This is a genomic window from Flagellimonas ochracea (assembly GCF_009903685.1).
Lineage (GTDB): Bacteria > Bacteroidota > Bacteroidia > Flavobacteriales > Flavobacteriaceae > Flagellimonas > Flagellimonas ochracea.
The window spans coordinates 195,685-211,126 of the sequence record NZ_JAAABI010000003.1 but is presented as its reverse complement, the minus strand read 5'-3'; the positions used below and the strand labels follow the sequence as shown (position 1 = coordinate 211,126).

General features: G+C 40.8%; 16 protein-coding genes. 9 read left to right on the top strand and 7 right to left on the bottom strand.

Going from position 1 to position 15,442, the window contains the following annotated elements; all coding sequences use genetic code 11:
- The first annotated feature begins 107 nt into the window (after positions 1-107).
- The 8 genes from GTQ34_RS10955 to cls all read left to right on the top strand — a co-directional run bounded on the left by GTQ34_RS10955 (position 108) and on the right by cls (position 9,219).
- Positions 108-2,330: a polyribonucleotide nucleotidyltransferase gene (locus tag GTQ34_RS10955; RefSeq protein WP_166523850.1), complete on the top strand. Its 2,223-nt coding sequence runs from the start codon at positions 108-110 to the stop codon at positions 2,328-2,330.
- A 150-nt stretch (positions 2,331-2,480) separates the two neighbouring features.
- On the top strand, positions 2,481-3,344 hold the full coding sequence (locus GTQ34_RS10950) for a sigma-70 family RNA polymerase sigma factor (protein WP_100817395.1): 864 nt from the start codon (positions 2,481-2,483) through the stop codon (positions 3,342-3,344).
- 292 nt (positions 3,345-3,636) lie between these two features.
- A complete protein-coding gene (locus GTQ34_RS10945; RefSeq protein ID WP_166523849.1) occupies positions 3,637-4,413 on the top strand; it encodes a leishmanolysin-related zinc metalloendopeptidase in 777 nt (258 codons plus the stop codon).
- A 76-nt stretch (positions 4,414-4,489) separates the two neighbouring features.
- A complete protein-coding gene (rpe, locus tag GTQ34_RS10940) occupies positions 4,490-5,149 on the top strand; it encodes a ribulose-phosphate 3-epimerase (protein WP_166523848.1) in 660 nt (219 codons plus the stop codon).
- Positions 5,149-6,135, top strand: a complete 987-nt coding sequence (locus GTQ34_RS10935) for a YpdA family putative bacillithiol disulfide reductase (protein WP_166523847.1) — start codon at positions 5,149-5,151, stop codon at positions 6,133-6,135. Before rpe ends, GTQ34_RS10935 begins: the two co-directional genes overlap by 1 nt.
- A gap of 53 nt (positions 6,136-6,188) precedes the next feature.
- Positions 6,189-6,941 carry a hypothetical protein gene (locus GTQ34_RS10930; protein WP_166523846.1) on the top strand — a complete coding sequence of 251 codons (753 nt, stop codon included), beginning with the start codon at positions 6,189-6,191 and terminating at the stop codon, positions 6,939-6,941.
- Positions 6,942-7,023: 82 nt separating this feature from the next.
- A complete protein-coding gene (locus tag GTQ34_RS10925) occupies positions 7,024-7,722 on the top strand; it encodes a DUF4386 domain-containing protein (RefSeq protein WP_166523845.1) in 699 nt (232 codons plus the stop codon).
- A gap of 90 nt (positions 7,723-7,812) precedes the next feature.
- Positions 7,813-9,219, top strand: a complete 1,407-nt coding sequence (cls, locus tag GTQ34_RS10920) for a cardiolipin synthase (protein WP_166523844.1) — start codon at positions 7,813-7,815, stop codon at positions 9,217-9,219.
- A gap of 56 nt (positions 9,220-9,275) precedes the next feature.
- On the opposite strand, the gene GTQ34_RS10915 is transcribed toward cls, so the two are convergent.
- From GTQ34_RS10915 to GTQ34_RS10900, 4 genes are all read right to left on the bottom strand, one after another.
- Positions 9,276-9,695 carry a hypothetical protein gene (locus tag GTQ34_RS10915; RefSeq protein WP_166523843.1) on the bottom strand — a complete coding sequence of 140 codons (420 nt, stop codon included), beginning with the start codon at positions 9,693-9,695 and terminating at the stop codon, positions 9,276-9,278.
- A gap of 12 nt (positions 9,696-9,707) precedes the next feature.
- A complete protein-coding gene (locus GTQ34_RS10910; RefSeq protein ID WP_166523842.1) occupies positions 9,708-10,559 on the bottom strand; it encodes a universal stress protein in 852 nt (283 codons plus the stop codon).
- A gap of 63 nt (positions 10,560-10,622) precedes the next feature.
- Entirely contained in the window at positions 10,623-11,420 is a 798-nt protein-coding gene (locus GTQ34_RS10905; protein WP_166523841.1) for a universal stress protein, read from the bottom strand.
- Between the two features lie 3 nt (positions 11,421-11,423).
- Positions 11,424-12,272, bottom strand: coding sequence for a universal stress protein (locus GTQ34_RS10900; RefSeq protein WP_166523840.1), 849 nt, complete (start codon positions 12,270-12,272; stop codon positions 11,424-11,426).
- Between the two features lie 121 nt (positions 12,273-12,393).
- Here GTQ34_RS10900 and trxA point away from each other — a divergent pair, with 121 nt between their 5' ends.
- Entirely contained in the window at positions 12,394-12,693 is a 300-nt protein-coding gene (gene trxA / locus GTQ34_RS10895; protein ID WP_166523839.1) for a thioredoxin, read from the top strand.
- A 33-nt stretch (positions 12,694-12,726) separates the two neighbouring features.
- Here the strand turns inward: trxA and GTQ34_RS10890 are convergent, their stop codons facing one another.
- From GTQ34_RS10890 to GTQ34_RS10880, 3 genes are read right to left on the bottom strand one after another with little or no spacing between them, the layout of a single operon-like run.
- Positions 12,727-13,581 carry a universal stress protein gene (locus GTQ34_RS10890; protein ID WP_166523838.1) on the bottom strand — a complete coding sequence of 285 codons (855 nt, stop codon included), beginning with the start codon at positions 13,579-13,581 and terminating at the stop codon, positions 12,727-12,729.
- Positions 13,582-13,598: 17 nt separating this feature from the next.
- A complete protein-coding gene (locus GTQ34_RS10885) occupies positions 13,599-14,447 on the bottom strand; it encodes a universal stress protein (RefSeq protein ID WP_166523837.1) in 849 nt (282 codons plus the stop codon).
- Between the two features lie 17 nt (positions 14,448-14,464).
- Complete coding sequence (locus tag GTQ34_RS10880; RefSeq protein WP_166523836.1) at positions 14,465-15,310, bottom strand: universal stress protein; 846 nt, start codon at positions 15,308-15,310, stop codon at positions 14,465-14,467.
- Positions 15,311-15,442 lie beyond the last annotated feature (132 nt).

The window sequence follows — 15,442 nt, the reverse complement described above, 5'->3', positions numbered from 1 at the left end:
ATTGGTCAGTGCCGAAAGGCAAACACAACAACACAACCCGACCGTCCGGATGGCGGTAGACCAAATGTTTAACGACCCACAAAGTTTTAGTGGGTAAGACTAATTTTATGATTCCAAAAACTTTTAAAGAGGTCATTGACCTCGGTGACGGTAGGGAAATTTCTATCGAAACCGGAAAATTGGCAAAACAGGCCCATGGTTCTGTTGTTGTTCAGTCTGGCAAGTGTATGCTATTATGTACAGTTGTTTCCAATTACAAACAAAGTGATGTCGATTTTCTACCCCTTACGGTAGACTATCGTGAAAAATTTGCGGCCGCTGGACGCTATCCGGGTGGATTCTTTAAGCGTGAGGCACGCCCCAGTGACGGTGAAGTGTTGACCATGCGTTTGGTGGACCGGGTATTACGCCCGTTGTTTCCAAAAGACTATCATTCTGAAACACAGGTAATGATTCAGCTAATGTCGCATGATGAAGATGTTATGCCCGATGCAATGGCCGGTTTGGCTGCTTCCGCAGCGATTCAACTTTCAGATTTTCCTTTTGAATGTGCAATTTCCGAAGTACGTGTTGGTAGGGTTAATGGTGAATTGATCATCAACCCGACAAGAGCACAACTACAAGAATCTGATATTGATATGGTCATTGGGGCTTCAGCAGATTCTGTAATGATGGTTGAAGGTGAAATGGATGAAATTTCAGAAGAAGAAATGGTGGAAGCCATTAAGTTCGCCCATGAAGCCATTAAAGTACAATGCGAAGCCCAACTTAAGCTGGCCGAAGCTTTCGGAAGGAAAGAAGTACGTGAATATGAGCAAAAGGTAGAAGATGAAGATTTGGCAAAAAAAGTGCACGACCTTGCCTATGATAAGGTATATGCCATTGCTAAGGCAGGTTCTGCCAAACATGAGCGAAGTGCTGCTTTTGATGCTATAAAAGAAGAGGTGAAAGCAACATTTTCTGAAGAAGAATTGGAAGAAATTGGAGATCTTGTCACAAAATATTTCTATAAAACCGAAAAAGAAGCCGTTCGTAACCTTACTTTAAATGAAGGTCTTCGTTTGGATGGGCGTAAAACGGACGAAATCAGACCCATCTGGTGTGAAATCGATTATTTACCGTCCGTTCATGGCTCAGCCATCTTTACCCGAGGTGAAACGCAGGCTTTGGCGACGGTAACCCTTGGTACTTCAAGAGAGGCAAATCAGATTGATATGCCATCTTTCGAAGGCGAAGAAACATTCTATTTGCACTATAACTTCCCTCCTTTCTCTACAGGAGAAGCGAGACCCATACGTGGAACTTCCAGAAGAGAGGTTGGCCATGGTAATTTGGCCCAACGGTCACTTAAGGGAATGATTCCTGAAGATTGTCCTTACACAGTACGTGTGGTATCCGAAGTTTTGGAATCCAACGGTTCCTCTTCCATGGCCACCGTTTGTTCGGGGACCATGGCCCTAATGGATGCCGGTGTTCAGCTTAAGAAACCTGTCTCCGGTATTGCAATGGGATTGATTACCGATACTGAAACGGGCAAGTACGCTGTTCTTTCTGATATTTTGGGTGATGAAGACCATTTGGGTGACATGGACTTTAAGGTGACGGGTACCGCAGATGGTATCACTGCTTGTCAAATGGACATTAAAGTAAAAGGACTTTCTTACGAAATCTTGGTAAAAGCATTGATGCAGGCAAAGGATGGAAGACTGCACATTTTGGGCAAATTGACCGATACCATTGCTGAGCCAAGAGCAGAGGTAAAATCCTATGCTCCAAAAATTGTTACCAAAATCATTCCAGGAGATTACATCGGTGCTTTGATTGGTAAAGGTGGCGAAGTCATCCAAGAACTTCAAAAAACTACCAAGACTACCATCGTAATCAATGAAGATCCAGATACCGAAGAAGGTATTGTGGAAATCTTGGGTACGGACCAGAACGGGATTGATGCCGTACTGGCCAAGATTGACTCATTGATGTTCAAACCAGAAGTAGGCAGCGTTTACGAAGTAAAAGTTATTAAAATGCTAGATTTTGGTGCTGTGGTGGAATATACCGAAGCACCTGGGAACGAAGTACTGTTGCACGTATCCGAATTGGCTTGGGAGCGTACGGAAAATGTTTCCGATGTTGTGAACATGGGAGATGTTTTTGACGTAAAATACTTTGGTCTTGATCCTAGAACCAGAAAAGAAAAGGTTTCCAGAAAAGCTCTTTTGCCAAAACCAGAAGGCTATAAAGAAAGACCTCCTAGAAACGATAGAGGTAATGATCGCAGAGGTGGTGATCGTAGAGGTGGAAATCGAGACAGAAAACCGAGAAGGGACTAAAGACCCCATCATACATACCAATTTTAAACCCTGGGCACACCCCCAGGGTTTTTTATGAAATAAAATTTACCAAATTGTAACTTTTTGTTTTTTTCTACGTATAACTTAATGAGCCCAAGCTCAAAAAACTTAATTGAAAGGGAATTTTAGATGAGACAGTTAAAAATCACAAAACAGGTTACTAATAGGGAAACCGCCTCGTTGGACAAATATTTACAGGAAATCGGCAAAGTGGATTTGATCACTGCCGATGAAGAAGTAGAGTTGGCACAGCGAATCAAGGCGGGAGACCAAGTAGCCTTAGAAAAATTGACTAAAGCCAACCTCAGATTCGTGGTTTCTGTTGCAAAACAGTATCAAAACCAAGGATTGACACTTCCTGATTTGATCAATGAAGGAAATCTGGGATTGATCAAAGCGGCACAACGTTTTGATGAAACCCGTGGATTTAAATTTATTTCTTACGCTGTTTGGTGGATTCGTCAATCCATTCTTCAAGCATTGGCAGAGCAATCCCGTATTGTTCGTTTGCCATTGAACAAGATTGGTTCCATTAACAAGATTAACAAAACATTTGCCTTCTTGGAGCAAGCGCACGAGCGTCCACCATCTGCAGAGGAAATTGCCAAAGAATTGGACATGACCGTGGAAGACGTGAAGCAGTCCTTGAAAAACTCAGGTCGCCATGTATCCATGGATGCTCCATTGATCGATGGTGAAGATTCCAACCTTTACGATGTATTACGTAGTGGGGAATCCCCTAATCCTGACAAGGAATTGTTGCACGATTCTTTGCGAACCGAAATAGAGCGTGCCTTGGAAACTTTAACCCCAAGGGAAGCCGATGTGATCCGACTATATTTTGGTTTGGCCGGCCAGCATTCCATGACTTTAGAAGAAATTGGTGAAACTTTCGATTTGACCAGAGAACGTGTTCGTCAAATCAAGGAAAAGGCTATTAGAAGATTGAAACACACATCCAGAAGTAAAATTTTAAAGACTTATTTGGGATAATCCCGATTGCTGTCGGGACCTTCAAATTACAGTTAAATTCGTCTTAAATTGTTTTTTTGGCAGGAAAATTGTAATTTAGTTACCTACAACAGTTTATCATGACTGTTCGTTTTTTGATTGATGAATAAACTCCGGCTGATTACCGGAGTTTTTTCATTTATGTACCTTACCCGTTAACAAAAAATCGTGTTTGACGTATTTTCTGTTAAATTTTGAAAGTTGCGGACTTTTAAACTTCTCCTTTCGTAAATACCATATAGTCGATTGACTTTTTAAGAAAACCCCAGATACTATGAGCTTTAACATTGATATTCGGTTTTTAGGAGGACTGACTCCCAGTCAAGAAGTGGTTTTTGACGACGCATCGGCCCGCTGGGCAGAGATTATAACGGGAAGCCTGCCGCGTGTGCAACTCGCCAATGGCGAAATCGTGGAAAATGTTAGAATTGATGCCCAAGGCACCAGTATTGATGGAACTTCAGGAATCTTAGGTCAGGCTGGACCAACACAACTTAGGTCGGGCAGTTTCTTGCCAGCTACAGGTTTAATGCGTTTTGATACGGCGGATTTAGCACGATTAGAGGCCGAAAATGCACTAAAAGATGTGATTATCCATGAAATGGGCCATGTATTGGGATTTGGAACCCTTTGGTCGACTGAGCTTTTGAACCTTATTTTGGCAGAAGGAACCGAAGACCCTCGATTCATTGGGAAAAATGCTATTCGTGAATACCAAACGCTGATAGCTGATTCCAATACAACTTCTGTCCCATTAGCAAATACAGGGGGAGCTGGTACCCGAGATGGGCATTGGAGGGAGCTAGTCTTTGACCGTGAACTGATGACAGGTTTTATCGATGACGGCAACAATCCTATCAGTAGATTGTCCGTAGCTGCCTTTGAGGATATGGGATACGAAGTAAATTATATTGTTGCAGATGATTATTCCCTACCCGACCCCCAACTTTTGGCCCTAAAGTCCCTTGACGAAAACAGACAATGTAAAATGTGCAGTAGAAAAATTTTGAGATGTGAGCCCATAATTTTACCAGAAAGTGCCTACCTATGATAGATTTTAGTTCTACAAAGTACAATCTGTGAAGGGAAAAAGCATTTGCTTATTTTTGTAGGGATATTTAGCTTTTATGAGTTCAAAGATTATTGCTCCCTCCCTATTGGCATCCGATTTTGCCAATCTTCAGACAGAAATTGAGATGGTCAACCAAAGTGAGGCCGATTGGTTTCATCTCGATATTATGGACGGTATGTTCGTGCCCAATATTTCTTTTGGAATGCCCGTGATAAAAGCCATGGCGGAACATGCCAAAAAACCTTTGGATACCCACTTGATGATCGTGGACCCGGACCGATATATCAAAACCTTTGCTGATTTGGGCGTGCACAACCTTTCGGTACATTATGAAGCGTGCCCCCATTTGCACCGTACCCTACAGGCCATAAAAGCTGAAGGAATGAAAGCGGGAGTCGCATTGAATCCCCATACTTCGGTAACATTGTTGGAAGACACAATTCAAGATATCGACATTGTAGTGGTAATGAGCGTCAATCCAGGGTTCGGAGGACAAGCTTTTATTGAGAATACCTACCAAAAAGTGGAAAATCTTAAAAATCTGATTGAAAGGAAAAATTCCAAAGCCCTCATAGAAATTGATGGAGGGGTAAATGCGGACAATGCCAAAAAATTGGTTGATTCCGGAGCAGATATCCTAGTGGCGGGCAGCTTTGTCTTTAAAAGTCAAAATCCCATAGAAACCATCAAAAGTCTAAAACAACAAGTGAAATAATGCAGATGTTCGATGTGATCATTATTGGAGGAGGGCCGATTGGCATAGCTTGTGGTTTAGAAGCCAAAAAGCAAGGACTTTCCTATGTAATCATAGAAAAAGGGCCCATTGTCAATTCCCTATTCAACTATCCCATCAACATGCAGTTTTTCTCCTCTTCGGAGAAATTGGAAATTGACGAAATCCCTTTTATCAGTAAAGAAGCAAAACCCAAACGTAACGAAGCGTTGGAGTACTATAGAAGGATAGTAACCTCGAACAAATTGAATATTCATCTTTTCGAAAAAGTTGAGGACGTCGGTAAGCAAGGGGATCATTTTAGGGTGAAAACGCAGAAAAATCAATATACTGCTAAAAATGTGGTTTTGGCCACCGGGTTTTACGATTTGCCCAACAAAATTAATGTGCCGGGAGAGGACTTACCCAAAGTTTCCCACTATTACAAGGATCCGCATTTTTACGCCAGTCAAAAATTAGCCGTTATCGGAGCCAGTAATTCTGCTATTGACGCAGCCTTGGAATGTTGGCGAAAGGGCGCCGAGGTCACGTTGATCATTCGTGGACCAGAGGTAGGCCGTCGTGTAAAGTACTGGGTGCGACCTGATATTATCAATCGTATTGAAGAAGGAAGCATCAAGGCATATTTTGACTCAACGGTAAAGGAAATCAAGTCTACCGAGCTTGTAGTGGATACACCGGAAGGTGAAGTTATACTGGAAAATGACTTTGTGCTTGCCCTAACGGGATATAGACCTAATTTTGAATTTCTGGAAAATTTGGGCATAGAGCTTTCCAATGATGAAAAAAGGCTGCCCTCCTATAATCCTGAAACCATGGAAACCAATGTCCCGGGATTGTTTTTGGCAGGAGTTATCTGTGGTGGGATGGAAACCCACAAATGGTTTATTGAAAATTCCAGAATCCATGCGCCAATAATTGTTAGAGCCATTCAAGATAAGCTTCAGTTAGTAGAAAAAGACACCTAAGAGCAGCCTATTTTTTTGTATTTTATGATGGACGCTTAGATTTCAATATGAAAATGCTTCATCAACTTCATTTGGCCGCTCAATATTTAGCCACAGCGGGAAAAAGTTTCATACCACACCGCGAGGATGACAGTCATACCAATTTGGCGTTCTCGACCGCAGAAAAAAGTCTTTTTACCAGGCCGTTGGATGACGCTGGCACCTTGTTGGGATTAAATTATAACACCTTTTCACTAAATTGGAAGTCGAGCAACCCTCAATTTTTTTACCTAAAGGGAAAAACTCATAAGGATATCATTGCCTGGATTTCGGAAATGACCAAGACTACTGGTTTAGAAAAATCCTATGCTTACAATCTCCATTATGACCTCCCCTACTCCTTGGAAGGCAATGAATCGTTTGCACTATCAAGTGAGGGTGAGGTCCAGGAACTGATCCGTTTGCGAAGCTTGGCACAAACCGTACTCACTAAATTTTTGAAGGAGGAAAACTTGGAATCTGAAGTACGTGTATGGCCACATCATTTTGATACAGGTGCTTTTGCCCATCTTCATGACGGTTCGGGAAAATCGATAGGCTTTGGCATGGCCATTCCAGACAACACAGTGGACGATTTGTACTTTTATGTTAGTGGATATCGTGGAAGTTCGGTCTGGAACACCTGGGCTTTTAAGCCACTGACTCACGGAAAATGGATCAACAATGGATTTAAAGGTGCCGTTTTAGCTGCTTCACAAACCAGTGAAGAAAACACTCTTTATTTTTTAAAGGAAGCACTGGCAGGTTACAAAAACTGGATACAATAATTTTTTCTAGACTTTTCCAAAATGGTTGTAACAAATTGGCCATTTGGTCTTCTTATGGTATATAACCACAACCCATCAATATATGAAAGCCACCAAAAAGTCAGGAAGAACACTTGGAGTTCTTTTTTTATCAACCATTGCATTAGGTGTTATAGGAACCATATTTAGGGGGCTTTCCGGAACTGATATCGATACCCTGGATTTTCTTTCCATGGTAGCAGAAAAAGCAAATGAAATGAAATGGGCCATTGGTTTGGACATCGTTGGCAGCGCTACCATGTTGGTTATCACCCTGTTTCTTTTTCCTCTTATCAAAAAATTTAGCCCCAGATTGGCGTTGGGGTATGTTGGACTTGCCATCATCAATTTTGTAATCATAGTCGTAAGCAACATCTTGCATGTTATGCTTCTATCGCTTAGCACAAATATCTCAGCAGACGCAACCATACCAGCCACTGAAAATTTGATAGCCACTGGAAAAATGTTGTATGAAAGCTATTATTGGACCCATTTTTTAATGTTGGTCCTTTATAGTATTGCCAATTCCATGTTATTCTATTTCCTGCTCAAAGAGCAGTATCTCCCAAAATGGTTATCCATTTGGGGCCTTATGGCTTCAGCTTTGGTTTTTGTCGGAGGGGCTTTACAATTGGCAGAAATTGAAGTTTCGTTTCTTTTGTTCGCGCAAAATGGGATTTTTATGCTTTTCTTCACGGGTTGGCTACTGATTAGAGGATTCAAAGACCCCAGCTCAACAGGGAGCTTTGCTAAAATAGAATGATTTTCTACAACTGGATTCTTACCTGTTTGGTTGGTAATCAATCTAAGTTAGGAAACTTATCTTTGTAGGTATTCCCTGTTTCCCATTACTATGTTGATTGGTATTCTTATAGCCCTTTATGTCATCATCGCCCTTAGCGTAGTGGTCAGTTTGCTCATAAACGGAGTAAGGCCCAGTAAAACCTTGGCCTGGCTTCTCGCCATCTTTACCATACCAGTAGGTGGTTTTCTGCTTTATCTGATGTTGGGAAGAAATAGAAGGAAGAACAAGTTGTTTTCCCTTAAAAGTGATTTTTATAAAAAGCTAGAGCCTTCAAAGACATATGAACAAGTATCTGATTTACAGGAGTACCAAAAAATTATACAACTTATACAAGAAACTTCCCAATGTCCTGTGACACAGCAGAACCAAGTCACACTGTTACAGGATGGAAAAGCGACCTTTGAGGAAATCTTTGATGCCTTGGAAGATGCACAAGATCACATTCACCTTCAATATTACATTTTTGAAGAAGGAGTTTTGTCCGAGAGGTTAATGGACATTTTTGAAAGGAAAGTGGCCGAAAGTGTAACAATCAGATTATTATATGATGGGATTGGAAGCTATTCCCTCAGCAAAAAGTATCTAAAACGACTTAAAAAAATAGGGGTTAAAGCTGAGCAGTTTCTTCCTTTTAGATTTGGTAGGTTTTTGTCCTCCTTAAATTATAGAAACCATCGAAAAATAATAGTTGTCGACAATAAGGTGGGATTTACTGGAGGTATTAATGTAACTGACAAATATTTAAGGGAAGACCCCTATCCTGGAAAATGGCACGACACCCATTTAAAAATTGATGGGGAAGCTACCCACTTTCTGAATCAGATCTTTTTGACGGATTGGTACTTGGCAACCGAGGAAGATATAGACCTGTCCCAATTCAAAATTGAAGGCACTATTAACAAAGGTACCCCCGTGCAAATAGCATCAAGCGGTCCGGATGATGATTTTGCAGTTATGGAACAAGTATATTTTTCCATAATCAATAGTGCCAAGAAATACATTTACATCACCAACCCCTATGTTATCCCAAACGATGCCATCATGCAGAGTCTTCAAACTGCATCCTTGAGTGGCGTTGATGTCCGATTGCTCATGTCGGCCACTACTGATATCAAATTGGTTGATTGGTGCGTTAGAGCCTATTTTGAGTCCTACTTAAAGGCGGGCATCAAAATTTATTTGTATACAGACGGTTTTTTGCACAGTAAGATCATGGCCTGTGATGATAAAATTGCCAGTATAGGCACCGCCAATCTGGACAACCGTAGCTTTCAACATAATTATGAGTCCAATGCGGTGCTGTACGATGCTGATCTTTGCAAACAGTTGAAGAAGGAATTTTTTGAAGACTGTAAGAAATCCACATTGCTTGATGACCATGAAGCCTTCAATAATCGTCCATGGTGGGATAAACTTCTTGAGGGAATGGCCAAATTATTGAGTCCTTTGCTTTAGCTAAATGCAACTGTCGAGATTTAGTCTCCAGTTAGGCAAAAAAACGAAATGTTCGGCTAAAAGTATTGATTTCCAAACTTAAAGAATTCTTTGACCAGGGCCTTAAATTGGTTTTTGGTCATGCTGTCCACTTTTTGCTTGGTCTGCACCTTAGCAGCCAACGTCGGATAATCCTCTTCCAAGGCTTTTATAAATTTATCGGGCGCCTCCGCAGGACCAAAAATGGCCAATTCATCAACATCTCCTAGGGTATCCACTATGTTGTCAAAATATCTTTTTAGTTGATGTTTTTCGGTTTCCAGATATTTGCTGTCCTGAACCACATCTTGCGGACCCCATCGGGTTTTGGACCTTGAACCTCCTTTTGGGTTGAAAAAATCCAGTTCTGAAGAAATTGAGAATTCCCTCTCTTTATTGTTTTCTAAAATCAAGCCTAATGCTTCTCGTTTATCCAGCCAAATTCCTATTTGCTTCATAATCCTGTTTTTTCAGTTATCATTTAATTCTAAAATGGGCACTTTGGGATCATAACCAATTTCCTTGACCAAGGGATTTGAGAGTATACTTCCAAAAAACAGATGTCTTCTATTTAGGAAAGCAATCATATCCCCGCCCTTGCTCTCCACAAAAAGATTAATGCCATCGCTAGTTTTTGTGGCTGTGAGGAAATGCATTTCATAATCCGTACCATCCAAAATATCCTGTAGTAATAGTTTGTTGGACTCTTCTTTTTTGTTGAGTTGTCCATCTTTGTCCCTATCAATGTGCACTACATTGATTTTGGAATCGTGCAATTTTGCTATCTCTTTTACATGGTCTATTTCCTTTTCTTTGTATTTGGATTTATAATCTGTTGGGAAAACTATTTCTTTTGGGGGATTAAAGACATACTCGCTGGGCACTGCTATCACTGGACATGCCTTTATGCGCTCCATTACAGCAACTGTACCGGTACCAAAAATGCGGGCTTTGGAAGCGGTTACTCCCTTGGTACCCATGACGATAATATCTATATCCTTCGAAGCCACGATATTCTTTACGGCCTCCACCAAACCGTTGAAAGTGCAAATCGTATGAAATCGATGTTTTGGATTTTCTGGATGAAGCTTAAGTATTTCCAGCAAACGATTCATACCTTCCTCCGATTCATGCTTTGCCATCTCATAAAAACGTTCCCCGGGCTCGGGCACCATCATACTGTCCAGCGTATATCCCGAAGCCTGAAAGGCATTTACCAGGTAAAAATCACACCGAACTTTAGCATATAGCTGCTGGGCATACCTAATAGCATTCAGTGCATTTTTTGAATAGTCGGTGGGCAACAATATTCTTTTATCCATGAAAACCTGTTTTTAATTAAAAATACGGCTTAAAACCAAGTGCATTTTTCGTTTTAAACCAATTTAACCATTTGATAAAATCAAAAATGGCACGGTCAATTTTATGTTAAGTTCTTTTATTATCCCTTTGCCGATAAACTCCAGAAAGAAATGGTGGGGGTAATATACCATGCAGAGCATATCTATATTCCAAAGGTCGACAAACTCCAAAATGGTTTTTGTTTTATCCTTAAATACGGGCAATACCACCTCCTTGGAAACATCCAATGAAAACTCTTCTAAAAAAGCTTCCTTGCGGTCCAAGATGGTTTTGTTTTCGGTTCCATCTTCAATGGTCATAGGCACTAACTCGGCCTTTGCGATGGAGGAGATCCATTTTAGGGCCTTTACATTATCCACAGAAATGGGTTGACTGTAGTTTGAGATGAACGCAATCTTGTCAACCTTTTTGAAATCAATCTCCAAGGGTACGACAAGAATGGGACATTGAATTACTTCTCGCACCAGTTGCATGGCATTGTTACCGAACAGAATGTCCTTTACCTCATCTTTCCCTTTATTTCCTATGACCATGATATCCGCCTTGTTATGGGAGAGGTAATCCACGATCCCTCTGATCAATTCTGCCTTCAATGCGATTTTTTTCAGTTCGTGGTTTTTGTTTTTGCCCACATCCCTGATGAGTCTGTGTACAATGGCTTCCAGACCCTCCATAGATTGATTGTAGGCCGCATTGCCTTCTTCATTGTATATATGGACGACATGGAATGTGCATTGTTGTTCTTTGAACAAATGGGCTGCATAAAATAGTGCGTTGTAGGCGTTGTTCGTAAAATCCGTGGGTACTACTACGTGCATCATAATTTAGTTTTTAGGATTAGAGGGCAATACCAAAAAGGGAATTTCGGTGTGCAATCCAATGGTTTTGATAACGGGTTCTCTTACCAAACGTTCGAAAAAAGAATGCTGATTTTGCATCATGACCAAAAGTTGAATGGACCATTCTTTCTGAAATGCATTAATGGCATCTGTCAATTCTTGGTCTGGAAGATCATGAACTTTATAGTCAAGTCCGGTCAACTTTTTCTCGAGATTTTCTTTATTACTTTGTTGGGCTGCCGTTAAACCTGTAGCAGGCGTAACATGCATTACATTTAAACTTGAGTTCCAAGTATTGGCAAGCTCAAGCATGGTGTCCAATATAGGGTCCGAGTAATCTACTTTATAATCGGTTGCAAACAGGATTTGATTCAGTTCATCAAACTCATAAGCCTCGGGGACTGCCAAAACAGGCACATCGGATTCCCTAAACAACTGAACCGTGTTGGAGCCAAATAAAATATCCCCTGCTCCGGTAACACCTTGGGTCCCCATTATGATCAGGTCTATATTTTCATTTTTAACCATACGTTTTACCTCCATTTTCAACGTGTTCAAAGCAGCATGGGAGACGAAAGTGTGGCGGGAATCATGAAAATCCTTTTCTATCTGGCTTTGCAGTTTTTTAAGGGCCGTTTCGGCTTTTTGTTGATAATTGTCTGGAAGACCCAACTGCCCCGGGCTACCCAAAGCATAGTCCACCCGATACAGTTCTGGAGTATAAGCGTGCATTAAGTAAAACACACAAGTTGAATTCTTCATAAGCTTTACCGCATAACGGATGGCGTGCAAAGCATTTTCAGAAAAATCGGTAGGTAACAGAATACGCTTCATTGCTATTATGGTTTTTGGATTTGATGACTTAAAGCTAATCCATGTCAACTTCCCAAACTATGACATACATCAATTGCCATAAAAAATAGATCTTATACCTTGTTATTCTATTCGTTGACCTATGAAAGCAAATTTTTCAGATTTAATAAACACTGACCAATTAGTGCTTATAGACTTTTATGCGGATTGGTGTGGGCCCTGCAAGATGTTGGCTCCCATTTTAAAAGAGGTGAAAGCCCATATGGGGAACACCGTAAAAATTGTAAAAATCGATGTGGATAAAAACCAGACGTTGGCCCAGAAATATCAGGTGAGGGGTGTGCCTACCCTAATACTCTTTAAAAACGGGAAACAACTCTGGCGGCAGTCAGGTGTGTTACAAAAATCGGGGCTGGTCCAAGTGATAGAATCATTTCAATAAGTATTTACCACTTCTTTTTTTGCCCTGTTGTAATCAGTCGAACAGGTGTACCACCATAAACGGCACCGCGGTGTTGAACGAAACCTTTTTGATTACGGGTTCACGGGTCAATTTTTCAAAAAAACTGTGCCAATAGTTTACCATAGCGACCATGTGTATGTCACCATTCCCTTCTATCATTTTTTGAATGGTGTCATTTACCGAACTTACTTTATCGACAAATACAAACTTATGGGATACAGCATCCAATTGTTTGTCCAATGCTTCTTTTACACCCTGTTGCTGTGTAGTTAGGCTTGCTTCTTCACCAACATATGTGACCCAAACCTTAGTGTCACAGAGTTTGCCAATTTCCACAATGGGTTTCAATTCTTGGGGATTGAACAGGTGTTCGAAGCCCGTTGCCAACACCAGCGTATCTGGACATTCATACACCTCAAACTCGTCGGGCACCAAAATGATGGGGCAAGAATGTATCTCCCTGATTATTTTATGTGCATTACTCCCTAAAAAGACTTCCTTGAGGCCTGTGGCTCCCTTGGTTCCCATAACTATCAGGTCAATTTCTTTGCTATTTACGGTCCGTGCCACAGCATTTGTCAAAAGATCGGCAATGGAAAAGGTTTTTATGCTGTGTTTGGGACTTATTCCATGTGCTTCCATCTTCTTAAGTGTGTTTGCCAATCCTCTTTCCGATTCTTCCCTCAACAACCGATAAAGTCGGGTTTCGTTGGCCCTTCCCATTTTGGTGGTCAAACCGGATGACCCTACTTGAAATGCATTTATAATAAAAAAAGCACATTCGCTGTCTCGGAATAAGGATAGCGCATAGCGTATCGCATTCCACGAGTTTTTGGAAAAATCGGTGGGCAACAGTATATTTTTCATCTTATTATGTTTTGGTGCTATCCAAAATCTGGAAGAACCATCAAGGGCACTTTTGTCCTGAAGGTTACTTTTTTGACCACAGGTTCTTGGGTTAGCTTTTCAAAGAAATCATGGGAATAGTTTGTAAGTACAATTAAATCTGCTCTTTGTTCTTCTGCAAAATTTCTGATGGCTTCAGCAACCGTCGTTTTTATCACAACTTGATTTACAGTAGTCGGATGATCTCTAAATCTTTTCTGCAAGATTTTCATGTTGGATTTTTGTTCTTGGGATAGCATGAACTCTTGGGCTACGTGAAAAATCTTGATTTCCGGTTTCCAGTCTTGGGTCAGTTCCAGTAACGGCATCAACACATATCTCGGCATAAAATGTGTATACTCGGTCGGGAATACCACTGAATTCAGCCTTTGAAAATCAAAAGAACTTGGTACGGCAATAATGGTGCAGTTTTTTATGTTTTTGAGCACCTTCACAGTCCAGCTTCCCATAAAAATCTGCTTGGCCCCCGTTGATCCCTTTGTTCCCATTACCAAAGTATCCAAATCGTAGCTGGAAATACATTGATGAATCGCATCTAGCAAATCTCCAGATAAGGAAATGGTTTCAAAACTATGTTTTGGATTGAAGTGATTTTCATCCAAATACTGTTTCACCTTTCCCAATTCCTTCTCTGAAGCCTCAGGTAAGGATTTGTAAACATCACCTGCCCTAGTGCTGCTTTTAAAGCCAGTTATGTTTTGCGTACTTGGCTCGTAAGCATTTAGCAAATAAAATTTGCATTCCATCCAGGCATATAATTTTACCGCCGTTAAAATGGCGTTCCATGAATTTTTGGAAAAATCGGTGGGCAACAATATCCGTTTCATAACTTGCTATTTAAAAATCATCGGTGTAGGTTTTGCATGACCAAAAAGGGAACTTTAACCTTCAGTCCCAGTAGATCTACTGTGGAACGATAGAGCATATCCTCAAAAAATGAGTGCCTGGAATTTACCATGACCAACATGCTCACTTCCTTTTCTTCAATATAATCCATAATTGCTTCTGCCCTATTTTTGACCCCTGTGGTTTCAAAAAACAGATAGGCCCTTTGGAGTGCATCCTTCAAAAATCGTTGGTTGTCCTCTTGCCGCGCACTTAAAACATCAAAATCAGTAATGTAAAGACAATGAACCTCCGATTTGAAATCACCTGCCAAATCACCTAGCAGCTTTAATTCACGCCGTTTATAGGGCAGCATATAATCTGTAGGGAACAATATGGTCTTGGGTTGTTGGTATTCGAAATCTTCAGGAACGGCAAGCACTGGACATTGTACATACTTAAAAACTTCAATGGTATAACTGCCAAAGGTGGTTTTATGGTCACTTGTTTCCCCTTTTGTGCCCATGATGACCATGTCTATGTTTCTGTCCTTTACAAAATCATTTACGCCATCCACCAAGTTGTCGAAGGAAGCAATGGTCTCAAATGTATGTAATGGATTTGGAGGTTGCCCTATTACGCCTTCAACCAAATCGTTCAGCTTCTTCTCGACTTCCCTTCGTTTTTTTATTTCCAGTTTTTCCAGTTCATCCTCCGGTGTCGTCTTATATGCGCCATAAACTTCATCGGCAAAAGCATGCAACAGATAAAAACAGGCTCGCTTACATTTAAAGAGCTCTTGCGCATATTGCAAGGCATGTAGTGCATTTTTAGAAAAATCAGTAGGAATAAGTATGGTTCGCATAACCTCGCTTTTTCCAAAGTTAAAGCCATGAAGCACCACAAAAAATGACATTGGTCAGCTAGTTGCTAACAACAAGATGTATTGTTCCTATTTATTGGATGCAATTTAGTCGCAGAAACTAATAGGTTATTC